Below are 22321 nucleotides of genomic sequence, written 5' to 3'. Positions count from 1 at the left end.
GTTGCTGCCGTGATCGACCCGGATGGTTTTCGCCCCAATGTCGGGATCATTCTCACGAATGATGCCGGGCAGGTGCTATGGGCTCGCCGGATCAACCAGGATGCCTGGCAGTTTCCCCAGGGGGGTATCAACCCTGACGAGACGCCGGAAGATGCCCTGTACCGCGAGCTGAACGAAGAAGTTGGCCTTGAACGCGATGATGTGGAAATTCTTGCCTGCACCCGCGGTTGGTTGCGTTATCGTTTACCCCAGCGACTGGTACGTACCCACAGCCAGCCGCTGTGCATCGGCCAGAAGCAGAAGTGGTTCCTGCTACGGCTGGTCAGCAATGAACAGCGGGTGCGGATGGACCTGACCGGCAAGCCGGAATTCGACGGCTGGCGCTGGGTGAGCTATTGGTATCCGCTGGGCCAGGTTGTGACATTCAAGCGCGAGGTGTACCGACGCGCCCTGAAAGAGCTAGCACCGCGTCTGCTGACGCGCGACTGACGACGGAGTTCGACCCCGAGCCATGCTCAATACGCTGCGCAAGATCGTCCAGGAAGTAAACTCCGCCAAAGATCTCAAGTCGGCGTTGGGGATCATTGTCTTGCGCGTCAAGGAGGCCATGGGCAGCCAGGTCTGCTCGGTCTACCTGCTCGACCCGGAAACCAACCGCTTCGTGCTGATGGCTTCCGAAGGCCTGAACAAGCGCTCCATCGGCAAGGTCAGCATGGCCCCCAACGAAGGCCTGGTTGGCCTGGTCGGTACCCGGGAAGAGCCGCTGAACCTGGAAAACGCCGCCGACCACCCGCGTTACCGCTACTTTGCCGAAACCGGTGAAGAAAAATTCGCCTCCTTCCTGGGTGCACCGATCATTCACCACCGCCGCGTGGTCGGGGTGTTGGTCATTCAGCAAAAGGAGCGCCGCCAGTTCGACGAGGGCGAAGAAGCCTTCCTGGTCACCATGAGCGCCCAGCTTGCCGGGGTAATTGCCCACGCCGAAGCCACTGGCTCGATCCGTGGCCTTGGCCGCCAGGGCAAGGGTATCCAGGAGGCCCGCTTCGTCGGTGTACCAGGCTCGCCTGGCGCTGCCGTGGGGCGTGCGGTGGTGATGCTGCCGCCGGCCGACCTGGAAGTGGTGCCGGACAAGGCCGTCGATGACATCGACGCCGAACTCAAGCTGTTCCAGAACGCCCTTGAAGGCGTGCGCGACGACATGCGCAAGCTGTCGGCCAAGCTGGCCACCCAGCTGCGCCCTGAAGAGCGCGCGTTGTTCGATGTGTACCTGATGATGCTCGAAGATGCAGCCCTGGGCGGCGAGGTGACCGAAGTCATCAAGACCGGCCAGTGGGCACAGGGCGCCCTGCGCCAGGTGGTTGGCGAGCACGTCAGCCGCTTCGAGCTGATGGACGATGACTACCTGCGCGAGCGCGCCTCCGACGTCAAGGACCTTGGCCGGCGCCTGCTGGCCTACCTGCAGGAAGCCCGCTCGCAGTCGCTGGTGTATGCCGACAACACCATTCTGGTCAGTGAAGAGCTGACACCGGCCATGCTCGGCGAAGTGCCGGAAGGCAAGCTGGTGGGCCTGGTCTCGGTACTGGGTTCGGGCAACTCCCACGTCGCCATCCTTGCTCGCGCCATGGGCATCCCCACGGTGATGGGTCTGGTCGACCTGCCGTACTCCAAGGTCGACGGTATCGAACTGATTGTCGACGGCTACAAGGGCGAGGTGTTCACCAACCCCAGCGAAGTGCTGCGCAAGCAGTACAGCGAAGTGGTCGAGGAAGAGCGCCAGCTGGCCCAGGGCCTGGACGCCCTGCGCGAACTGCCATGCGTCACCCCCGACGGCCACCGCATGCCGCTGTGGGTCAACACCGGCTTGCTGGCCGACGTGGCCCGTGCCCAGCAGCGCGGCGCCGAAGGGGTAGGCCTGTACCGCACCGAAGTGCCGTTCATGATCAACCAGCGCTTCCCCAGCGAGAAAGAGCAGCTGGCCATCTACCGTGAGCAGTTGGCGGCCTTCCACCCGCTGCCGGTCACCATGCGTACCCTCGACATCGGCGGTGACAAGGCGCTTTCGTACTTCCCGATCAAGGAAGAAAACCCCTTCCTGGGCTGGCGCGGCATCCGCGTCACCCTCGACCACCCGGAAATCTTCCTGGTGCAGACTCGCGCCATGCTCAAGGCCAGCGAGGGCCTGAACAACCTGCGCATCCTGCTGCCGATGATTTCCGGCATCCACGAGCTGGAAGAAGCGCTGCACCTGATCCACCGCGCCTGGGGCGAGGTGCGTGACGAAGGCACCGATGTGCCGATGCCGCCGGTGGGCGTGATGGTGGAAATACCTGCGGCGGTGTACCAGACCAAGGAACTGGCGCGGCAGGTGGATTTCCTGTCGGTCGGCTCCAACGACCTGACCCAGTACCTGCTGGCGGTGGACCGCAACAACCCGCGGGTTGCCGACCTGTACGACTACCTGCACCCGGCGGTGCTGCAAGCCTTGAGCACGGTGGTGCGCGATGCCCATGGTGAAGGCAAGCCAGTGAGCATCTGCGGTGAGATGGCCGGTGACCCGGCGGCGGCGATCCTGCTGATGGCCATGGGCTTCGACAGCTTGTCGATGAACGCCACCAACCTGCCGAAGGTGAAGTGGATGCTGCGCCAGGTGAACATGAGCAAGGCCAAGGAACTGCTGGCCGAGGCCCTGAGCCATGACAACCCGCAAGTTATCCACAGCTCGTTGCAGCTGGCCCTTAAAAACCTCGGGTTGGCGCGGATGATCGGCCCAGGGGCCAACAAAACCCTCTGAAATCAAGGTTGCCGGTTCCGGCCTCTTCGCGGGCTTGCCCGCGAAGAGGCCGGCACAGGCAGCATCAAATGATCAGACCAGCACTTCAACCTCACCCAAATGCCCACCAAAGGGCCCGAAACTGCGCTCGATCAGCCGCCTTTGTCCCTGATCATCCACGATCAGCACCGTACTCGCCCGGGTCCCGTAGTTCTGGCTGGCGATGAATACGCTCGACAGCAGTTTCTCGGTCGCCAGCCCCACGCCTGTCTCGGGCAGGTCACCATCAGCTGCCGGCTCGTTATCGGCCAGCAAATCCAGCAACCGGCGCGGGTCTGGCGTTTCCAGCAGGCCCTCCAGCCCGCTACGTGCCTTCACCAGCTTCGGCCACGGGGTATCCAGCCCGGCGTTGGATAACCCGTACACCCCGGCGTCCAGCAGGCAGGGCGTAGCGTCACGGGCATGCAGATAACCCAGCTGCCGCGCATCACCCACCAGCAGGTTGAAGCTCGAATACTGCCCGCTGCGGCTGGCTACCTGGTCCAGGTAAGCCTCGACCCCAAGCTCACCCTGCAGGTACGCCGCCACCAGTTCACCCCGCGAGCGCGGCCCCAGTGCCTGGCCCGGGTCGCGGATATTGGTCAGCGCCGCAAACCGCCCCTGCGGCCCCACGCCCAGCCATGTGCCACCGGCCTCCAGGTCGCGCCCGGCATGCACCCCGGGCGCATCTTCCCAGGCCGCCAAGGGTTGAGTGGGGCGGGCATAGAACTCGTCGCGGTTGGCCGCGACGATCAGCGGCAGGGCATGCCCCGGCCGCCAAGCAAATACGATCAGGCACATCGGTTTGGCCTCTGTGTTTTCTGCCACTGTACCCACAGCGGCGTGGCCGATCCATCCTGACACAGAGTTCACTAGAGCCCCGAGGCCGGCTTCCGTTACCATGCCGGATTGATTTTTCGGGGAAGCCGAATGGAATTCGTGCTCTATCTGCTGTTGGGCGCCTGTGCCGGTGTGCTGGCCGGGCTGTTCGGCGTGGGCGGTGGCATCATCATCGTGCCGGTGCTGGTGTTCAGCTTCACCTTGCAGGGCTTCGACGCCTCGGTGCTGACCCACCTGGCGGTCGGCACATCGCTGGCAACCATCGTGTTCACGTCGATCAACGCCGTGCTTGAGCACCACCGCAAGGGCGCGGTGCAATGGCCGATCTTCGCCTGGATGACCCTCGGCATCCTGCTGGGGGCCGGTGTCGGTGCCAAGACCGCCTCGCTGATCCAGGGCCCGCTGCTGCAGAAGATCATCGGCGTGTTCGCCCTGGTTATCGCCGCGCAGATGGCCCTGGACCTCAAACCCAAGGCGAGCCGCGGCATCCCGGGCAAACCCGCCTTGATCGGGGCCGGTGGGGTAATTGGCTGGGCCTCGGCCATTTTCGGCATCGGCGGTGGTTCGCTGACTGTGCCGTTCCTGACCTGGCGCAGCCTGCCCATGCAGCAGGCGGTGGCCACGTCCTCGGCCTGTGGCCTGCCGATTGCCGTGGCCAGTGCCCTGAGCTTCATGCTGCTGGGTTGGCACGAGGAGCACCTGCCGGCCCACAGCCTGGGTTACGTGTACCTGCCGGCGATGGTCGGCATTGCCGTGACCAGCATGTTTTTCGCCCGCTTTGGCGCGCGTCTGGCGCACAAGCTGTCGCCCCGTTTGTTGAAACGCCTGTTCGCAGCGCTGCTGTTCTGTGTCGGCCTCAGCTTTTTGATTTGAATCGAGAGGAAGTTCCATGCTGCCTTACCCGCAGATAGACCCCGTGGCCCTGGCCATCGGGCCGCTGAAAATCCATTGGTACGGGCTGATGTACCTGATCGGCATCGGCGGCGCCTGGCTGCTGGCTTCGCGCCGGTTGAACCGCTTTGACCCCACCTGGAGCCGCGAGAAGCTTTCCGACCTGGTGTTCTGGTTGTCGATGGGGGTGATCGTCGGTGGCCGCCTGGGTTACGTGCTGTTCTACGACCTGCATGCCTACCTGGCCAACCCGACACTGATCTTCGAGGTGTGGAAGGGCGGCATGTCGTTCCACGGCGGCTTCATTGGCGTGATGCTGGCGGCCTTGTGGTTCGGCAAGCGCAACAACAAGTCGTTCTTCGAGCTGATGGACTTCGTTGCCCCGCTGGTGCCGATCGGCCTGGGTGCCGGGCGTATTGGCAACTTTATCAACGCCGAGCTGTGGGGCAAGGCGACCGACGTGCCGTGGGCGATGGTGTTCCCGCCTTTCAGCGACCCTGCCCAGTTGCCCCGTCATCCGTCGCAGCTGTACCAGTTTGCCCTGGAAGGTGTGGCATTATTCGTGATTCTCTGGTTGTACTCGCGCAAACCGCGCCCGACCATGGCCGTTTCCGGCATGTTCGCGCTGTTCTACGGCATTTTCCGCTTTATCGTGGAGTTTGTGCGGGTGCCTGATGCCCAGCTTGGCTACATTGCCTTCGGCTGGTTGACCATGGGTCAGTTGCTTTGCTTGCCGATGATCGTCGGCGGCATCTTCTTGATCTGGTTGGCCTACAACCGCAAACCTACGGCAAAACCAGCCGTATGATTTTCACGGCAGGGGCGATCCCCCTGCCGTTCTTGTTACAGGAAAGTCATGAAACAGTATCTAGATCTGGTCCGTGAAGTCATCGAGAACGGTACGTTGCAAGGCAACCGCACCGGCATCCGTACCATCAGCATGCCGGGCGCCATGCTGCGCTTCGACCTGCAGAAGGGCTTCCCGGCCATCACCACGCGCAAGCTGGCGTTCAAGTCGGCGATCGGCGAGATGGTCGGCTTCCTGCGGGGCGTGAAAAACGCCGGTGAATTCCGTGAGCTGGGCTGCAAGGTCTGGGACCAGAACGCCAACGAAAACGCCCAGTGGCTGGCCAACCCGTTCCGCCAGGGCCATGACGACCTGGGCGAGATCTATGGCGTGCAATGGCGCCAGTGGCCGGGCTACAAGCGCATCCCGCTTAGCAACCCGGCCGCTGTCGAAATGGCCGAGAAGGCCGGCTTCCGCCGTATTGCCCAGGACGAAGAAGACGGCCAGGCGTTCGTGGTCCTGTACAAGGCCATCGACCAGGTGCGCCAGTGCCTGGACACCATCGCCAACGACCCGGGCAGCCGCCGCATCCTGTTCCACGGCTGGAACTGCGCGCAGCTGGACGAGATGGCCCTGCCGCCGTGTCACCTGCTGTACCAGTTCCACCCGAATGTAGAGACCAAGGAAATTTCCCTGACCCTTTACATCCGCTCCAACGACCTGGGCCTGGGCACACCGTTCAACCTCACCGAAGGCGCGGCGCTGCTGTCGCTGTTCGGCCGCCTGACCGGTTACACCCCACGCTGGTTCACCTACTTCATCGGCGATGCCCATGTGTATGAAAACCACCTGGACATGCTGAACGAGCAGCTCAAGCGCGAGCCGCTGGAAGCGCCGAAGCTGGTGATCAGCGACCGCGTGCCGGCGTTTGCCGAGACGGGCAAGTATGAGCCGGAGTGGCTGGAGAAGATCGAGCCGAGTGATTTCTGGCTGGAAGGCTATGAGCACCATGCGCCGATGACAGCGCCGATGGCGGTGTGATTTTCTAGATTTCCGGGGGCGCTTTGCGCCCCTTTCGCCGGCAAGCCAGCTCCCACAAGTACTACTGAATGCCAGGCCCTGTGCGGTCCCTGTGGGAGCGGGCGTGCCCGCGAAGCTTTTGGCTCAATGCCCGTGACTGCGCCCCACATGCGAATGCTCGGTGTCCGGCACCGATACCGCCCCGTTCGTCTCCAGTTGCTGCAAGATCGCGCATTCGCTCCCCTGCGCGCTGCAGCGCCGCCGCAGTTCCACCAGCTGCTCTTGCAATGCCACCAAGCCATCGATCCGCGCCTGCACATGCTCGATATGTTCGTCGATCAGCGCATTGACGCTGCCGCACGAGTCGTCGGGGCTGTCGCGCAGGCGAAGCAGGCTGCGGATTTCTTCCAGGGTCATGTCCAGGGTGCGGCAGTTGCGGATGAAGGTCAGCCGTTCCACGTGGGCCTGGGTATACAGCCGGTAGTTGCCTTCTGTACGGGCAGGCTCGGGCAGCAGGTGTTCACGCTCGTAGTAGCGGATGGTTTCCACCGCGCAGTCGGTGGCTTTGGCCAGTTCTCCGATCTTCATCACGAAATCTCCAGCAAGTGGCTTGACCCTATAGTGGCTACAGGGTGTTCACTTGGCAACAGGCTCACTTTAAGGACGACCCCATGAACCAGCCTGTCAGCCACGAACACAAGCATCCGCACGATCACGCCCATGGCGATGACGACCATGGGCACGCCGCCCACGGCCACAGCTGCTGCGGGGCCAAAGCCGCGCCGGCGCTGGTGCAGCTGACTGAAACGGCCAGTGCCCAGGCACAGCTCAGCCGCTTCCGCATCGACGCCATGGACTGCCCGACCGAGCAGACCCTGATCCAGGACAAGCTGGGCAAGCTGGCCGGTATCGAGCAGCTGGAATTCAACCTGATCAACCGCGTACTTGGAGTACGCCACACCCTGGACGGTACTAGCGACATCGAGCGTGCCATCGACAGCCTGGGCATGAAGGCCGAGCCGCTTGGTGCCGAAGGCGACGGTATCGCCGCCGCGCCCCAACCGGCCAAGACCCGCTGGTGGCCGCTGGCATTGTCGGGTGTTGCCGCCATCGCCGCCGAAATCGTGCACTTTGCCGCGCTGGCGCCGGAATGGCTGGTGGCGGCATTGGCGCTGGCAGCCATTCTTGGTTGCGGCCTGGGCACCTACAAGAAGGGCTGGATTGCCCTGAAAAACCGCAACCTCAACATCAATGCGCTGATGAGCATCGCCGTGACCGGTGCTGTGCTGATCGGCCAGTGGCCGGAAGCGGCCATGGTGATGGTGCTGTTTACTGTTGCCGAGCTGATCGAAGCCCGCTCGCTGGACCGCGCACGCAATGCCATCAGCGGGCTGATGCAGCTGACCCCGGACATGGCCACGGTGCAGCAGGCAGATGGCCAATGGCGCGAAGTGGATGTGCGCGAAGTGGCCATCGGCGCGTTGGTGCGGGTGCGCCCCGGCGAGCGCATCGGCCTGGATGGCGAAGTGAGCAGTGGGCAATCCAGCGTCGATCAGGCGCCGATCACCGGCGAAAGCTTGCCTGTGGAGAAGGCCGTAGGCGACAAACTGTTCGCCGGCACCATCAACCAGGCGGGTGCGCTGGAGTTTCGCGTTACCGCTGGCGCGGGCCAATCGACCCTGGCGCGGATCATCAAGGCCGTGGAGGAAGCACAAGGCGCGCGGGCGCCTACCCAGCGCTTCGTCGACCAGTTTTCGCGTATCTATACCCCGGTGGTGTTTGCCATCGCCCTGGCCGTGGCGGTGATCCCGCCGCTGTTCATGGCCGCAAGCTGGTTCGACTGGGTGTACCGCGCCTTGGTGCTGCTGGTGGTCGCGTGCCCGTGCGCCCTGGTCATCTCGACCCCGGTGACCATCGTCAGCGGGCTGGCCGCTGCTGCGCGCAAAGGCATCCTGATCAAGGGCGGTGTGTACCTGGAAGGCGGCCGCCACCTGGATTACCTGGCCCTGGACAAGACCGGCACCATCACCCACGGCAAGCCGGTACAGACCGACGCCAAAGTACTGGAGCCGGTGTTTGAAGGCCGTGCGCAAGCCCTGGCTGCCAGCTTGGGCGAACGTTCGGACCACCCGGTTTCCCGCGCCATTGCCCAGTTCGGCAGGGAGCAAGGCCTGGCCTTGAGCGAGGTCGATGACTTCGCTGCCCTGGCCGGGCGCGGCGTGCGTGGCACCATCGCTGGCGAGGTCTACCACCTGGGCAACCACCGTCTGGTGGAAGAACTGGGGCTGTGCTCACCCGAGCTGGAAGCCCAGCTGGATGCGCTGGAGCGCCAGGGCAAGACCGTGGTCCTGCTGCTTGACCGCAGTGGCCCGCTAGCCCTTTTCGCAGTGGCCGATACGGTCAAGGACAGCAGCCGCCAGGCCATTGCCGAGCTGCATGAGCTGGGCATCAAGACTGTCATGCTGACCGGTGATAATCCGCATACCGCGCAGGCCATCGCCGCCGTGGTGGGTATCGACCGCGCGGAGGGCAACCTGCTGCCTGCCGACAAACTGAAAACCATCGAAGCCTTGTACGCACAGGGCCATCGGGTGGGCATGGTCGGTGACGGCATCAACGACGCCCCGGCCCTGGCCCGTGCCGAGATCGGTTTTGCCATGGCCGCTGCCGGCACCGACACCGCCATTGAAACCGCCGATGTGGCACTGATGGACGACGACTTGCGGAAAATCCCGGCCTTCGTCAGGCTGTCGCGCCAAAGTGCGGCGATCCTCATGCAGAACATCGTTCTGGCGTTGGGCGTCAAGGCGATATTCCTGGCGATTACCTTTGCCGGCATGGCCACCCTGTGGATGGCAGTGTTCGCCGACATGGGCGTGAGCCTGCTGGTGGTGTTCAACGGCTTGCGCCTTTTGCGCAAATAGAGGACGTGCATGCTGAGTTCGGAGCTTAAAGCCTTTTACATGGTGGCCCGCCTGGGCAGCATCACCCTGGCGGCAAAGAAGCTCGGGCTCAGCCAGCCCACGGTGACCACGCAGATCCGCAACCTGGAAAGCCACTACACGGTCGAGCTGTTCTACCGTGGCGGGCGGCGCCTGGTGTTGAGCGAAGAGGGCGTGCGACTGCTGCCGATGGTCAAGGCGCTGTTGCAACAGGAGGCCGACATCGAGTTCGAGCTGCGCAACAGCGGCCAGGCCCAAGGCAGTTTGCGCATCGCCGCCACAGCGCCTTACTACATTCTCGACCTGGTGAAGATCTACCGCGAGCGCTTGCCGCAGGTGGATGTAGCGGTGGAGATCGGCAACTCGCAGCAGGTGCTGGAAATGCTCGAAGACTACCGGGTGGATATCGCCGCTTCGTCGCAGCTGCTGGAGGACGCCCGGCTGGTGCGACGGGTGCTGGGCACCGATCCGCTGGTGGTGGCGGTGCACCGCAACCACCCATTGGCCCACCGCCAGACGGTGTCCATCGATGTGGTGGCCGGGCATTGCCTGTTGATGCGGGAGAAGGGCTCGACCACGCGCAAGCTGACCGAGCAGATGATGCAGGAGGCCGGGGTGACGGCCGGGGCCTTGCTGGAAATCGGCAGCCGCGAGTCGATCCGCGAGGCGGTGCTGCGCAACATCGGCATCAGCGTGATTGCCCGCCATGAGGTGCCGCACAACCCCGAACTGCGGGTGCTCGTGCTGGAGAATGCGCCGGTGATGCATGAGTACCTGTATTGCCTGAAGGAACGGCGCCAGGCCAGGTTGCCGGCCGCGTTCATGGGTGTAGCGCAAGAAGTGGCCGGTTCGCATTTCTAGACCTGTGTTGGCTTCTTCGCGGGCTTGCCCGCTCCCACAGGTACTGCGTAGGGTCTGAATTTTGTAGATATCCTGTGGGAGATTCTATGGTTTTCAGCAAGGCGCTTTCCCACCCTTGGTGACATATTCGTCCTGATTCTTCATCAGGGCGAATGCCACTCGTGCAAGCTTCCTGGCCAGGATTACCAACGCCTGGGTTGTTGCTTTACCCGCATTGCGATGTTGTTCGTAGATCCCTTTCCAAGTGGCCGTCCGGCTGGCTGACATCGCCGCGTTATGCAGCAGGCGACGGATTTCTGAGCAGCCTCGCTTGGTCAGGCGACGACGTCCATTCTTCTGCCCAGAATCAATCACTCGTAGATCCATTCCCAGGAATGCAATGTACGAATCACTGCTCTTGAACTCGCCCCGCATAAAGGCCATTACCAAGGCAGTCGCAGTGAGAAAACCAATACCCTCTACCGCCTGGCAGCGAGCAACTTGCTCGTGCAGCCCTGCTTCGCGCAGCACCTCTTTAATTTTCTTTTGGATCAACAAATCCAGCCGGTCTATCGATTTTACAAAGGTTGTGAAGGCGGCTTTCAACAGGGGTTCATTAGCCCAGCTCTGGGTCATCGCCGTGCGGGCAGTCACCAAGGCCGCTCGGCGTCGCAGAAGGCTCTGAAGCTTGCCGTAGACGGCGGGAGGGGGAGTCCAAGGGCGGAGGTCTTCCCCCTCGTTTCTCAAAAATCGGGACAGCAACCGAGCATCAGTGGGGTCCGTTTTTACCCGTACACCCACGCTTTTGCGGTAGTTACTCAGTTGGAATCCATCAATGACATAGACCTCGAAACCCAGGCTATGGGCCAGCTCAACCAAGTCCAGGTGGTAAACATTGGTCGCCTCAACAGCAATTGCCGTGTTGAGAGGCTGTTGCTTCAGCCATTTCTTGATTTCCGGTTTGGTATTTTTCACCTTGATGATCTCATCGCGATCATCGTGATGAATCACTAACTCAGCTTTCGCGACATCCGCACCCACGATCAATTTGCCAACCTGCATTGCCACGGGAGCCTCCTCACGTTATGGTTTTTTGGCTTGAAGGGGTTTCACCAAGAGGCGCTGGCTTGCTTCTATCGTCGTTTGCAAACGATGCATTCTTTATCGGCGCTTTGGTGGAAGGGGTGGGGCGATGTCTCCCACGGTCTGTACTGCTGTGAACAGTCAGAATCGGGCATTTAGTCCCACCACCCCTTCAAGTCTAACCATACAAGCGGGCAAGCCCGCGAAGAGGCCCCGACAGGCCAATACAAAATCTGCCTATACCACTATCACCGGCTTTTGCCTCAAAGCCACAGAACCTTCGCACAGCCTGCCTAGCATGGCCCCATCTCTTCGATGAGGCCCTGCCATGAACCACACCACCCCCGGCGCACAGATGAAAGTGCGCAACATCCACAAGCGCTTCGGTGCCTTCACGGCACTCAACGATGTCTCGCTGGACATCGCCGCCGGCGAACTGGTGTGCCTGCTCGGCCCGTCCGGCTGTGGCAAGACCACGCTGCTGCGCTGCATCGCCGGCCTGGAGCGCCAGGACCGCGGCACGCTGTACATCGGCGAGCGCGATATCTCCGAGCTGCCGCCCCAGGCCCGTGACTACGGCATCCTGTTTCAGTCCTACGCGCTGTTCCCCAACCTTACCGTCGAAGCCAACATCGCCTACGGCCTGACCGGCAGTGGCCGCGAGCAGGCCCGCCAGCGGGTGGCTGAAATGCTCGAACTGGTGGGCCTTTCTGGCAGCGAGAAGAAATACCCAGGCCAGCTTTCCGGTGGCCAGCAGCAACGTGTGGCCCTGGCCCGTGCGCTGGCGCCGTCGCCATCCCTGCTACTGCTCGACGAGCCGATGTCGGCGCTGGACGCCCGGGTCCGCGAGCACCTGTGCACCGAGCTGCGCCAGCTGCAACGCCAGCTGGGCATCACCACCCTGATGGTGACCCACAACCAGGACGAAGCCATGCTGATGGCCGACCGCATTGCCGTGATGAACAACGGCCAGGTCGAGCAGTACGCCACCCCGCAGGAAATCTACGACCAACCGGCCACGCTGTTCGTTGCCGAGTTCGTCGGCCAGGGTAACTGGCTGCCATTCCAGCGAAGCGGCGACAGCCATGCCCAGGTTGGCGGCATGAACATGCGCCTGGCGCCGGGTTCGGCCCAGGCCAGCAGTGGCCGGCTGTTCTGCCGCCCGGAGGCGATCACGGTCAACCCGGTGGTACACGAAGAAAACCTGTTCCCGGCCATGGTCCGCGAAATCACCTTTCTCGGTAACCGCTGCCGCATGAGTTTTGAACTCAAGGCCCTGCCAGGCCATGCCCTGCTGGCCGAGGTGGCCCCCGAGGCCATGCCCCGCCTGGGTTCGCAGGACATCTGGGTGGCGCTGCCGCCGCAGAGCCTGCAGGTGTTTGCCTGAGATGGCCGCGCCAATGTCCCTGCCGCTGAGCCAGGCCAAAGCCGCGCCGCGTGCTGGCGTTGCCCTGGGTGATCGGTTGTTCGTCGTCGGCGGCAAGAGCCTGCTGCTGATCCTGTTGGTGCTGGCCGTGCTGATGCCGCTGCTGGCGATCTTCTGGCGTGGCTTCAGCGCGGACGCGGGCCAGGGTGGCGGCTTGCTGGCAGCCCGGGAGCTGTTTGCCAGCGACAACTTCCACTGGTTGCTGGGCAACAGCCTGTCGGTGGCTTTCACCGTCGCAGCCATCGTGGTGCCGTTGGCCTACCTGTTTGCCTATGCCCTGCAACGTACGCTGATCCCGGCCAAGGGCCTGTGGCGGGGGATTTCCCTGCTGCCGCTGCTGGCGCCGTCGATGCTGCCAGCCATCGCCCTGGTCTACCTGTTCGGTAACCAGGGGCTGCTGCGCGGGTTGCTCAGCGACAACATCTACGGCTTCTGGGGCATCGTGCTGGGGGAGGCCATCTACACCTTCCCGCATGCGCTGATGATCCTGCTATCGGCGCTGTCGCTGGCCGATGCTCGGCTGTTCGATGCCGCCTCCAGCATGGGCGCTGGCCCAGGTCGGGCGTTCACCAGCATCACCTGGCCGGCCACGCGCCAGGCGGTGTTTGCGGCGTTCTGCCTGGTGTTCACCCTGACCATCACCGACTTCGGTGTGCCGGTGGTGGTCGGTGGCGACTATCAGGTGCTGGCGCTGGAGGCCTACAAGGCGGTGGTCGGCCAGCAACAGTTCGGCCGTGGTGCGCTGATCGGTATGGTGCTGCTGTTGCCGGCCCTGTTCAGCTTCAGCGTTGACGCCTGGCTGCGCCGGCGCCAGGGCGAGGCCATGAGCGGCCGCGCCCAGGTGTTCGAACCCAAGCCATCGCGTGGCCGCGATGCCTGCTTCCTGGCCCTCGTGCTGCTGGTGTGCGCGGCATTGCTGCTGGTGATCGGCATGGCGGTGTATTCGTCGCTGGTCACTTTCTGGCCATACAACCTGTCGTTGTCGCTGCGTCACTACATGTTCGAAGACACCGCCGGTGGCGGTTGGTCGGCCTACCGCAACAGCGTGACCATGGCCATCGGCACCGCGCTGATCGGCAGCATCGTGATTTTCACCGGTGCCTACCTGATGGAGAAAACCCAGGGCCAACGCCTGCTCAACCAGGCGCTGCGCCTGCTCAGCTTCATCCCCATGGCCGTGCCGGGCCTGGTGCTGGGCCTGGGCTACGTCTTCTTCTTCAACCTGAACGGCAACCCGCTGCATGTGCTGTACGGCAGCATGGGGCTGTTGGTGGTGTGCACCATCGCCCATTACCTGACCACCGCGCAGATGACCGCAACCACCGCGCTTCGCCAGCTTGATGGCGAGTTCGAGGCCGCTGCGCTGTCGTTGAAGGCGCCGCTGTACAAGCACTTCCTGCGGGTGACCGTGCCGATCTGCCTGCCGGCGCTGCTGGACATCATCCGCTACCTGTTCGTTTCGGCCATGACCACGGTGTCGGCGGCGATCTTCCTGTACAGCCCCGACACCATCCTGGCTGCCGTTGCCGTGCTGAACATGGACGATGCCGGCAACGTTGGCGGTGCTGCTGCCATGTCCACCCTGATCCTGCTGACCAGTGCCGGCGCTTCACTGCTGCTGGCCGCAGCCTCACGCGGCCTGCTGCGCCGCTCCCAAGCCTGGCGCCAACGCGCCGCGACCGTCTGACCTGTAAGGAACCTACCCATGTACAAGCACCTTGCACTTGCCGCTGCCGTTTCTGCCGTATTCAGCCTGCAGGCTTCGGCCGCGGATACCCAGCTGACGGTCTACACCGCGCTGGAAGCCGAGCAGCTGAAGAGCTACAAGCAGGCCTTCGAGAAGGCCAACCCGGACATCGAGATCAAGTGGGTACGCGATTCCACCGGCATCATCACTGCCAAGCTGCTGGCCGAGAAAGACCGCCCGCAAGCCGACGCGGTATGGGGCCTGGCAGCGTCCAGCCTGGCCATTCTCGACCAGAACGGCATGCTGGAAGCCTATGCACCGAAGGACCTGGGCAAGATCTCCGGCAACTACCGGGACGCTGCCAACCCGCCGGCGTGGGTGGGCATGGACGTGTGGGCCGCAACCATCTGCTTCAATACCATCGAGGCCGAGAAGCAGGGCCTGAGCAAGCCGGTGAGCTGGCAGGACCTGACCAAGCCGGAATACAAAGGCAAGATCGTCATGCCGAACCCGGCCTCGTCGGGTACCGGCTTCCTTGACGTGAGTGCCTGGTTGCAGACCTTTGGTGAGCCGCAAGGCTGGGCCTACATGGACGCACTGCACCAGAACATCGGCCAGTATGTTCACTCCGGCTCCAAGCCATGCAAGCTGGCGGCTGCGGGCGAGTTCCCGATCGGTATCTCGTTCGAATACCCGGCTGTGCAACTGAAGCGCCAGGGCGCACCGCTGGACATCGTGTTGCCGAAGGAAGGCCTGGGCTGGGAGATCGAGGCGACTGCTGTGATCAAAGGCTCGCCCAAGGCGGATGCGGCCAAGCGCCTGGCTGATTTCTCGGCCAGCCCGGCGGCGATGGAGCTGTACAAGGAAAACTTCGCCGTGCTGGCCGCGCCGGGTATTGCCAAGCCACAGACCGAGCTGCCAGCGGACTATGAACAGCGCCTGATCAAGAACGACTTTGCGTGGGCATCGAAGAACCGTGACCAGATTCTGGCCGAGTGGCGCAAGCGCTACGACGGCAAGTCGGAGAAGGTGGCCCAGCAGTAACCTGTACCGGCCTCTTCGCGGGCATGCCCGCTCCCACAGGTACTGCGCAGGTCCTGAAATTTGCGCAGCCCCTTGTGGGAGCGGGCGAGCCCGCGAAGAAGCCACCGCCGCTACCAAGCCAGGAATAGATACCGATGCCTGATCCAGCACAGATAGTCGACAGCACCTTCGCCCTGTACGCACTCCATGGCACCGACGACTACATCGGCGAAGCCATCACCCAGCTCGAACACATGTCACAGGCCGCGCAACTGGCCATGGCCGAAGGCTTCGACGATGAGGTGGTGCTGGCGGCGTTCTTCCACGACATCGGCCACCTGTGTGGCGGTGACGCCAGCATGGGCGGCTACGGCGTGGTCAGCCATGAACGCATCGGCGCCGAGTATTTGCGCCGTTGCGGCTTTGGCGAGCGCATGTCGCGGTTGGTGGAGTATCACGTGGAGGCCAAGCGTTACCTGACGTTGCGCCAGGCGGGGTATTACCAGCGCCTGAGCGAGGCGAGCCGGCGGACCCTGGAGTATCAGGGGGGGGTAATGAGCGAAGCTGAGGCGGATGCATTCGAGCGGGATCCGCTGTTCGAGGTGAGCTTGCGGATGCGGGAGTGGGATGAGCGGGCCAAGGAGGTGGGGGTACCGGTGGTTGATCTGGATGGGTTGAAGCAGAGGGCACTGGCATTGCTTTGAAACATGGGTTGTCGGGCCTGGCCTCTTCGCAGCACAAGGCTGCTCCTACAGGCGGACGCGATATCTGTAGGAGCAGCCTTGTGCTGCGAAGAGGCCAGGCCTGCTGACTCAAAATTGTGAAACCAGTGCCTCCAGCTGTTCCTGCCGCTCAGCCTGATTCAGCTTCGCCCCTGGGTTGAGCGTCGACCATTGCGGATGCGCCCGCGCCTTCACCAGTGCCTCTGGCAACTTGCCCTCGCGCCAGGCCTTCTCATCCAGCTCACCCAGCCTGATGCTGTCTTGCGCCGCATGCCCGCGGTTATCCAGCGCCACCATCAACTGCTGCTGACGCAACGCCAGCAGGCGCAATACCGTGTCGTCCACGGTCAGCTCGCGTTTGCCCTTGAGCTTGCCCATCAACCGTGAGCCATAGTTACGCGCCGTCTGCAGCGCACCGCCGGCAATCGCGCCGGCCAGCGCTGCCGCGCCGAGGGTAAGCCCGCCGACCAGCAGATCGACCCCGGCCCCGGCTGCAGCGCCGGCCGCCACGCCGCTGCCCAGGCGCACACCCAGCAGCTTCAGGGTTTCAGGATTGAACAGGTCATCGCCCCAGCGGCCATCGAGCAACGGCAGGTCGCTGGCATGGGCATCCTCGCGGCGGAAGGCATACAGCTTGAGCAAGGCTTCGACGCAACGCTGTTCACGTTGGCGTATGTCCCGGCGCAGCGCCTCTATGGCCTTGGCTTCGGCCGCTGGCTCCGCCTCGACGCTACGCCGGCAGGCGGCGCAGTCCAGCAGCAACTCGGCAATCAGCCGCTTGCCACTTTGCTGGCGGGCCAGGCGCTGTGCCTGCTGGTCGTCGATCAGCCGCTGCAGGGCCGGGCGGGCGTCCTCCAGCAGCAGGGCCAGGCTTTCGTACAAACGGCGCTCGCCATCCTCGGGCGGGGCCACGCTGTCGAACCGCACCAACGCGTGAAGCCCAAGCCGGGCAAGGGCTTCACGCCATTGCGGCTCGCGGTGCTGGTGGCTGGCGACGAAGTTGAGCACCGGCAGCAACGGCTTGCCGCAGCTGGCCAGCACTTCCAGTTCATCGCGATACTTGGCCAGCACCGGCTCGCGCGCGTCGATCACGTACAGGCCGGCATTGCTGGCCAGCAACTGGCGCAGCACCTTGGCCTCCTGCTCGAAACGCTGGCGCGCTTCGCTGCCCTGCAGAAAGCGCTCCAGGCGGGCCGGGCCGTCCAGGCGCTCGCCCGGGCGTTCCAGGCGTTCGAGGTAGTCGAGCAACGCGATGGCATCCTCCAGGCCCGGGGTGTCGTACAGCTCCAGCAAGGGTTCGCCGTCCACCGACAAGCGCGCACCTTCTACATGGCGGGTGGTGCTGGGGCGGTGGGACACTTCGCCAAAGCCTACGTCGCGGGTCAGCGTGCGCAGCAGCGAGGTCTTGCCGACGTTGGTATGGCCGACCACGGCCAGTTTCAGTGGCTCAGTCATGGCCATGCTCCAGCCAGGTCAGTGGTGAGGTGTCGGCGTGTTGCAGGCCAAGGCGGTCAAGGGCTTCGTGCCAATCGCCCAGGCGCTGGGCATCAACAGCCTGGCCGGGTGCCGACTGCAGTAGCCAGATACGGGTTGCGCCGGCATTGCGCGCCAGTTCGGCGAGCAACGCCAGGCTGCCGCGGTCGGGCGAGCGCCGGGGGTCGCAGGCGATGGCCAGGCGTGCCGGGGGGAAGCGGCTGAGTTGTTCGAGCAGCCGGTTGCGCGATTCGCGGCTGTCGAGCACGCCAGCGTCGATCACGCTTTTCGGCAGGGCGGGCGGCCAGGGGCGCTGGTCGTCCAGTTCCAGGCCCACCAGCAGGGCACCGCTGCTGCCGCTTTCCAGCTGGCCGGCGGCAAACTGTGGCAGGGCCTCGGGTGCGGCATCCTGCACGCCGATGCGTTCGCTGCGCGGCATCAGTGCATCACGCAGTTGCGCGTAGCCGGGCAGGCTCAAGTCCAGTGCCAGGCGCTCGCGGCCTTGGCGCCAGCGCCACAGGCACAATGCAGCCAGTACCAGGCGTGGTAACAGGCCATACACCAGCACCACCCCCAGCAACCAGCTGGCCCAGGCCTGTCGGGCTTGCTCCAGGGCCGGCAAGGTGTCGCCGCTGGCGCGGATCATGGCTTCGTCAGGCACGGCAAAGCCCAGCAGCGAAGGCAGGGCGCCCAGGGCTTGGGTCAGGTGGATGAACGGGTCGGCGGCAAGCAGCGTGGTTTCCCAGACAAAGCCATAGCGCCGGGTCGCCAGCAAGGCTAGCAGCATGCCCAGGGCGGTGAGCATGGCCAGCAGCCACAGGCCATGCACCAGCAGGCCGAGCAGCCAGCGGTTCAGGCGTTGGCGTTGCAGCAGCACCAGCAGCGCAGGTGCCAGGTGTGCGGCCTTGGCATCGCGGGCAAAGCGTTCACTCAGCCATAGCCACAAGCGGCCCAGCCCTGCGCCATGCTCGCCGCTTACGGCAGAACCGATGGCCCAGCCCAGCAGCATCAGCAGGTTCAGCCCGAGCAGGCTGCCCAGGGCCCAGAACACGTTCACCGGCCGCTGCCCGTCGCCCAGGGCGGCCAGGGCCAAGCCCGCGCCGCTGAGCACGGCCATCAGCAGCAAGGCCAGCAGCGCCAGGCGCGCGCCTTGCTTCCAGTGGCGCAGGGCGGTGCTCATGCCATCGCGTTCGGCCAGGAACAGTGCACGGGTTTCGATGCGGGCCGCCAGGTCGCCGCCCAATTGGCGGGCGCGACGGTTGGCTTCCTGGTCTTCCAGGGGGCCGGCGTGTTCCTCGCGCAGGCGTACCGCTTCGGTGAGCCAGCGCTTGTCCAGTGGAGTCGGTTCAGTCACATGGTCTTCCATTGCACAGGTCAGGGCAGAAGCATAACCCACACGCCCGGTGCTATCCTCGCTGGCATGAATACATCACTCCCCCTCAGCCTGATCGCGGCGTACGCCGAGAACCGCGTGATCGGCATCGACAATTCCATGCCCTGGCATTTGCCGGGGGACTTCAAGTACTTCAAGGCCACCACCCTGGGCAAGCCGATCATCATGGGGCGCAAGACCTGGGACTCGCTGGGGCGGCCGCTGCCTGGGCGGTTGAATATCGTCGTCAGCCGCCAGCCGGGCCTTGAACTGACAGGTGCGGAGGTATTTGCGTCGCTTGAAGAAGCGCTGGTGCGGGCCGAGCAGTGGGCGCGCGAGCAAGGCGTTGAAGAGCTGATGCTGATTGGCGGGGCGCAGTTGTATTGGCAGGCGCTGGAGAAAGGGCTGGTCAGCCGGATGTACCTGACGCGGGTAGAAATGGCGCCGGAAGGCGATGCCTGGTTCCCTGCGTTTGATGAGGCGCATTGGAAGCTGGAGTCGAGTGAGGCACAGGCTGAGGAAGGCAAGCCTGCTTATCACTTCGAGGTTTGGGACAAGGTTTGAGATTGTCGGGGGCGCGAAGCGCCCCCTGCGATCGGTCAGGAGTGGCTCAATTCGGCATGCTCATCGCCCGCCAGCACGTCCTTGTCGGTCTCTTTCAACAGCTGGCTGGTCACCACGCCCGCAGTCATCGAACCGTTCACGTTCAGCGCCGTACGCCCCATGTCGATCAGCGGCTCCACCGAAATCAGCAACGCCACCAGCTCCACCGGCAAGCCCATTGCTGGGAGCACGATCAGTGCGGCAAAAGTGGCCCCGCCACCCACACCGGCAACCCCTGCAGAACTCAGCGTGACGATGGCCACCAGGGTCGCGATCCACAGCGGGTCGAATGTATCGATGCCCACCGCCGGTGCCACCATCACCGCCAGCATGGCGGGATAGAGGCCAGCGCAGCCGTTCTGGCCAATGGTGGTGCCGAATGATGCGCTGAAGCTGGCAATCGACTGCGGCACACCCAGGCGGCGCGTTTGCGCTTCGATGTTCAGCGGAATGCTGGCGGCGCTGGAGCGGCTGGTGAAGGCGAACGTGAGCACCGGCCACACCTTGCGGAAGAAGCGCAGCGGGCTCACACCGGTCGCCGCCAGGATAAGGGCATGCACCACGAACATCAGCCCCAGGCCCAGGTACGACACCACCACGAAGCTGCCCAGCTTGAGGATGTCTTCCATGTTCGAGCTGGCAACCACCTTGGTCATCAACGCCAGCACGCCATACGGGGTCAGTTTCATTACCACCCGCACCAGGCGCATCACCCAGGCTTGCAGGGTGTCGATGGCCGACAGGGCGCGCTCGCCTTTCTCGGCATCGTCCTTGATCAGCTGCAGCGCGGCCAGGCCGACGAATACGGCGAAGATCACCACGCTGATGATCGACGTCGGCTTGGCCCGCGCCAGGTCACCCACCGGGTTGCTGGGGATGAACGACAGCAGCAGCTGCGGGATGTTGAGGTCGGCGACCTTGCCGGCGTAGTCGCTGTGGATAACCTGCATGCGGGCGCTTTCCTGCACACCGGCCACCAGGCCTTCTGCACTCAGGCCGAACAGGTTGGTCAGCACGATGCCGATCAGCGCGGCAATGGCGGTGGTCAGCAGCAGGGTGCCGATGCTCAGCACGCTGATGCGGCCCAGCGACGAGGCATTGTGCAGGCGCGCCACGGCACTGAGGATCGAGGCGAAGATCAGCGGCATGACAATCATCTGCAACAAGCCGACATAGCCGTTGCCGACCAGGTCGAGCCAGGCGATGGTGGACTTGAGCACGGGGTGGCCAGCGCCGTAGATCGTGTGCAGGGCCAGGCCGAAGACTACGCCCAGCACCAGGCCCAGCAGTACCTTCTTGGCCAGGCTCCAGTCGGTGCGGCGGGTTTGTGCCAGGCCCAGCAACAGGGCCAGGAACGCCAGCAGGTTAAGTGACAGCGGCAGGTTCATTGAAGCTCCAGCAGAAAAAAGCAGAAGTGGCATCGCCTCTGTGAGCGATTGCGAACTGAAATGCTAACAGCCTGAAAACAAACGAATTTATACCCAAATGGAATTTGCATAGTCGTTTATGGAATAACGAAGTGTCGCGGATTGCAATGAACGCGGCGTTTGCGGCTGCATGGAGGTCGTTATCGAAGGTTGGCAGTGGGGATTGTTGCACTAGCGTTTCTGGGTCATTTCAGGAGATTCGTACATGAAAGTCGCTGTGAAAGCCGCCGCCATCGGCCTGTCCCTGCTGTTCAGTATCGAAACCTTCGCCACCGAGCTCAAGCATTGGCCCGCCGAGGCGGCCAGGCAGCTCGACCGCATGATCGCTGCCAATGCCAACAAGGGTAACTACGCGGTGTTCGACATGGACAACACCAGCTACCGCCATGACCTGGAAGAAGCCCTGCTGCCGTTCATGGAAAACAAGGGCCTGCTGAGCCGCGACAAGCTTGACCCGTCGCTGAAGCTGATGCCGTTCAAGGACACTGCCGAGCACAAGGAAAGCCTGTTCAGCTACTACTACCGGTTGTGCGAAGTCGACGACATGGTCTGCTACCCGTGGGTGGCCCAGGTGTTCTCGGGTTTCACCCTGAAGGAGTTGAAGGTGCAGGTGGACGAGCTGATGGCTTCTACCAAGCCGATCCCCAGTACTTATTACGAAGGCGACCAAGTCAAGGCCATCGAGGTACAGCCGCCCAAGGTCTTCAAGGGCCAGGCCGAGCTCTACAACAAGTTGATGGAGAATGGCATCGAGGTATACGTGATTTCGGCGGCCTCCGAAGAGCTGGTGCGCATGGTCGCCTCGGACCCCAGGTACGGCTACAACGTGAAACCGCAGAACGTGATCGGCGTGAGCCTGCTGCTAAAGGACCGCAGCAATGGGCAACTGACCACGGCACGCAAGCAGATCAGTGCTGGCCACTATGATGCCAAGGCCAACGAAGGGCTGGAGCTGACCCCGTACCTGTGGACCCCCGCTACCTGGATGGCGGGCAAGCAGGCGGCCATCCTGACCTACATCGATGAATGGAAGAAACCGGTGCTGGTGGGCGGCGACACGCCGACCAGCGATGGCTACATGCAGTTCCACGGGGTGGATGTGGGCAAAGGTGGCATCCACCTGTGGATAAACCGCAAGGCCAAGTACATGGACCAGCTCAACGGCATGATTACCAGGAATGCGGCGGCGCAGGCCAAGGAAGGGTTGCCGGTGACGGCGGACAAGAACTGGGTGATCGTGACGCCGGAGCAAATCCAGTAGTTGTTGCGTTGTCTGCTCCGGCCTCTTCGCGGGTGAACCCGCTCCCACAGGTACTCCACAGAATCTAAAATCTGTGGAGTACCTGTGGGAGCGGGCGTGCCCGCGAAGAGGCTGG

19 protein-coding genes are annotated in these 22321 nt (G+C 63.5%); 13 read left to right on the top strand and 6 right to left on the bottom strand.

Translation table 11 applies throughout. From position 1 onward, the window contains the following. The first annotated feature begins 9 nt into the window (after window positions 1-9). Both PP4_RS26255 and ptsP read left to right on the top strand, forming a co-directional pair. Window positions 10-489 (top strand): RNA pyrophosphohydrolase, encoded by a 480-nt coding sequence (locus PP4_RS26255; protein ID WP_003249017.1) that lies wholly within the window; start codon window positions 10-12, stop codon window positions 487-489. A 22-nt stretch (window positions 490-511) separates the two neighbouring features. Further along, window positions 512-2791, top strand: a complete 2280-nt coding sequence (gene ptsP / locus PP4_RS26250; protein WP_016502106.1) for a phosphoenolpyruvate--protein phosphotransferase — start codon at window positions 512-514, stop codon at window positions 2789-2791. Between the two features lie 72 nt (window positions 2792-2863). Here ptsP and PP4_RS26245 read toward each other — a convergent pair whose 3' ends face one another. Beyond that, complete coding sequence (locus tag PP4_RS26245) at window positions 2864-3610, bottom strand: NRDE family protein (RefSeq protein WP_016502105.1); 747 nt, start codon at window positions 3608-3610, stop codon at window positions 2864-2866. 129 nt (window positions 3611-3739) lie between these two features. On the opposite strand from PP4_RS26245, the gene PP4_RS26240 reads away from it, so the two are divergent. Genes PP4_RS26240 through PP4_RS26230 form a run of 3 tightly spaced genes read left to right on the top strand, consistent with a single transcriptional unit; the run spans window position 3740 to window position 6368 of the window. Continuing rightward, the gene (locus tag PP4_RS26240) at window positions 3740-4522 is read left to right on the top strand and encodes a sulfite exporter TauE/SafE family protein (RefSeq protein WP_016502104.1); all 783 of its coding nucleotides are present in this window, start codon (window positions 3740-3742) and stop codon (window positions 4520-4522) included. Between the two features lie 16 nt (window positions 4523-4538). Continuing rightward, window positions 4539-5348, top strand: coding sequence for a prolipoprotein diacylglyceryl transferase (gene lgt, locus PP4_RS26235; RefSeq protein ID WP_016502103.1), 810 nt, complete (start codon window positions 4539-4541; stop codon window positions 5346-5348). Between the two features lie 48 nt (window positions 5349-5396). After that, window positions 5397-6368 (top strand): thymidylate synthase, encoded by a 972-nt coding sequence (locus PP4_RS26230; protein ID WP_016502102.1) that lies wholly within the window; start codon window positions 5397-5399, stop codon window positions 6366-6368. 123 nt (window positions 6369-6491) lie between these two features. Here the strand turns inward: PP4_RS26230 and cadR are convergent, their stop codons facing one another. Continuing rightward, window positions 6492-6935 (bottom strand): cadmium resistance transcriptional regulator CadR, encoded by a 444-nt coding sequence (gene cadR, locus PP4_RS26225; RefSeq protein ID WP_016502101.1) that lies wholly within the window; start codon window positions 6933-6935, stop codon window positions 6492-6494. A gap of 83 nt (window positions 6936-7018) precedes the next feature. Between cadR and PP4_RS26220 the strand changes: the two genes are divergently transcribed. Together PP4_RS26220 and PP4_RS26215 are read left to right on the top strand one after the other, a co-directional pair. After that, window positions 7019-9271, top strand: coding sequence for a heavy metal translocating P-type ATPase (locus PP4_RS26220; protein WP_016502100.1), 2253 nt, complete (start codon window positions 7019-7021; stop codon window positions 9269-9271). Window positions 9272-9280: 9 nt separating this feature from the next. Beyond that, on the top strand, window positions 9281-10150 hold the full coding sequence (locus PP4_RS26215) for a LysR family transcriptional regulator (RefSeq protein ID WP_016502099.1): 870 nt from the start codon (window positions 9281-9283) through the stop codon (window positions 10148-10150). 93 nt (window positions 10151-10243) lie between these two features. On the opposite strand, the gene PP4_RS26210 is transcribed toward PP4_RS26215, so the two are convergent. Then, a complete protein-coding gene (locus PP4_RS26210; RefSeq protein ID WP_016502098.1) occupies window positions 10244-11197 on the bottom strand; it encodes an IS110 family RNA-guided transposase in 954 nt (317 codons plus the stop codon). Window positions 11198-11540: 343 nt separating this feature from the next. On the opposite strand from PP4_RS26210, the gene PP4_RS26205 reads away from it, so the two are divergent. The 4 genes from PP4_RS26205 to PP4_RS26190 all read left to right on the top strand — a co-directional run bounded on the left by PP4_RS26205 (window position 11541) and on the right by PP4_RS26190 (window position 16052). Further along, window positions 11541-12599, top strand: coding sequence for a putative 2-aminoethylphosphonate ABC transporter ATP-binding protein (locus PP4_RS26205; protein WP_016502097.1), 1059 nt, complete (start codon window positions 11541-11543; stop codon window positions 12597-12599). A gap of 1 nt (window position 12600) precedes the next feature. Next, entirely contained in the window at window positions 12601-14325 is a 1725-nt protein-coding gene (locus PP4_RS26200) for a putative 2-aminoethylphosphonate ABC transporter permease subunit (protein ID WP_041167935.1), read from the top strand. Window positions 14326-14343: 18 nt separating this feature from the next. Then, on the top strand, window positions 14344-15369 hold the full coding sequence (locus PP4_RS26195) for a putative 2-aminoethylphosphonate ABC transporter substrate-binding protein (protein ID WP_016502095.1): 1026 nt from the start codon (window positions 14344-14346) through the stop codon (window positions 15367-15369). A 134-nt stretch (window positions 15370-15503) separates the two neighbouring features. Further along, complete coding sequence (locus PP4_RS26190) at window positions 15504-16052, top strand: phosphonate degradation HD-domain oxygenase (protein WP_016502094.1); 549 nt, start codon at window positions 15504-15506, stop codon at window positions 16050-16052. 108 nt (window positions 16053-16160) lie between these two features. On the opposite strand, the gene PP4_RS26185 is transcribed toward PP4_RS26190, so the two are convergent. Then, window positions 16161-17525, bottom strand: a complete 1365-nt coding sequence (locus PP4_RS26185; RefSeq protein ID WP_016502093.1) for a GTPase/DUF3482 domain-containing protein — start codon at window positions 17523-17525, stop codon at window positions 16161-16163. Further along, complete coding sequence (locus PP4_RS26180) at window positions 17518-18909, bottom strand: DUF2868 domain-containing protein (RefSeq protein ID WP_041167934.1); 1392 nt, start codon at window positions 18907-18909, stop codon at window positions 17518-17520. The genes PP4_RS26185 and PP4_RS26180 overlap by 8 nt, the downstream gene beginning before the upstream one ends. 54 nt (window positions 18910-18963) lie before the next feature. On the opposite strand from PP4_RS26180, the gene PP4_RS26175 reads away from it, so the two are divergent. Beyond that, window positions 18964-19479, top strand: a complete 516-nt coding sequence (locus PP4_RS26175; protein ID WP_016502091.1) for a dihydrofolate reductase — start codon at window positions 18964-18966, stop codon at window positions 19477-19479. 35 nt (window positions 19480-19514) lie between these two features. On the opposite strand, the gene PP4_RS26170 is transcribed toward PP4_RS26175, so the two are convergent. Then, on the bottom strand, window positions 19515-20906 hold the full coding sequence (locus tag PP4_RS26170) for an L-cystine transporter (protein WP_016502090.1): 1392 nt from the start codon (window positions 20904-20906) through the stop codon (window positions 19515-19517). A 244-nt stretch (window positions 20907-21150) separates the two neighbouring features. On the opposite strand from PP4_RS26170, the gene PP4_RS26165 reads away from it, so the two are divergent. Further along, window positions 21151-22206, top strand: a complete 1056-nt coding sequence (locus PP4_RS26165) for an HAD family hydrolase (protein ID WP_016502089.1) — start codon at window positions 21151-21153, stop codon at window positions 22204-22206. The last annotated feature ends 115 nt before the right edge of the window (window positions 22207-22321 follow it).

Origin of the sequence: Pseudomonas putida NBRC 14164 (assembly GCF_000412675.1) — a bacterium.
GTDB classification, from domain to species: Bacteria; Pseudomonadota; Gammaproteobacteria; order Pseudomonadales; family Pseudomonadaceae; genus Aquipseudomonas; species Aquipseudomonas putida.
This window is presented reverse-complemented; position numbering and strand designations above follow the sequence as displayed.

Excerpts from the sequence above, each read along its gene's own strand:
- PP4_RS26240 (WP_016502104.1), top strand. The coding sequence starts at position 3,740 with ATGGAATTCGTGCTCTATCTGCTGTTGGGCGCCTGTGCCGGTGTGCTG.
- PP4_RS26165 (WP_016502089.1), top strand. The coding sequence starts at position 21,151 with ATGAAAGTCGCTGTGAAAGCCGCCGCCATCGGCCTGTCCCTGCTGTTC.
- PP4_RS26190 (WP_016502094.1), top strand. The coding sequence starts at position 15,504 with ATGCCTGATCCAGCACAGATAGTCGACAGCACCTTCGCCCTGTACGCA.
- PP4_RS26245 (WP_016502105.1), bottom strand. The coding sequence starts at position 3,610 with ATGTGCCTGATCGTATTTGCTTGGCGGCCGGGGCATGCCCTGCCGCTG.
- PP4_RS26175 (WP_016502091.1), top strand. The coding sequence starts at position 18,964 with ATGAATACATCACTCCCCCTCAGCCTGATCGCGGCGTACGCCGAGAAC.
- PP4_RS26200 (WP_041167935.1), top strand. The coding sequence starts at position 12,601 with ATGGCCGCGCCAATGTCCCTGCCGCTGAGCCAGGCCAAAGCCGCGCCG.
- PP4_RS26230 (WP_016502102.1), top strand. The coding sequence starts at position 5,397 with ATGAAACAGTATCTAGATCTGGTCCGTGAAGTCATCGAGAACGGTACG.
- PP4_RS26215 (WP_016502099.1), top strand. The coding sequence starts at position 9,281 with ATGCTGAGTTCGGAGCTTAAAGCCTTTTACATGGTGGCCCGCCTGGGC.
- PP4_RS26205 (WP_016502097.1), top strand. The coding sequence starts at position 11,541 with ATGAACCACACCACCCCCGGCGCACAGATGAAAGTGCGCAACATCCAC.
- PP4_RS26180 (WP_041167934.1), bottom strand. The coding sequence starts at position 18,909 with ATGGAAGACCATGTGACTGAACCGACTCCACTGGACAAGCGCTGGCTC.
- ptsP (WP_016502106.1), top strand. The coding sequence starts at position 512 with ATGCTCAATACGCTGCGCAAGATCGTCCAGGAAGTAAACTCCGCCAAA.
- lgt (WP_016502103.1), top strand. The coding sequence starts at position 4,539 with ATGCTGCCTTACCCGCAGATAGACCCCGTGGCCCTGGCCATCGGGCCG.
- PP4_RS26170 (WP_016502090.1), bottom strand. The coding sequence starts at position 20,906 with ATGAACCTGCCGCTGTCACTTAACCTGCTGGCGTTCCTGGCCCTGTTG.
- PP4_RS26220 (WP_016502100.1), top strand. The coding sequence starts at position 7,019 with ATGAACCAGCCTGTCAGCCACGAACACAAGCATCCGCACGATCACGCC.
- PP4_RS26185 (WP_016502093.1), bottom strand. The coding sequence starts at position 17,525 with ATGACTGAGCCACTGAAACTGGCCGTGGTCGGCCATACCAACGTCGGC.
- cadR (WP_016502101.1), bottom strand. The coding sequence starts at position 6,935 with ATGAAGATCGGAGAACTGGCCAAAGCCACCGACTGCGCGGTGGAAACC.
- PP4_RS26195 (WP_016502095.1), top strand. The coding sequence starts at position 14,344 with ATGTACAAGCACCTTGCACTTGCCGCTGCCGTTTCTGCCGTATTCAGC.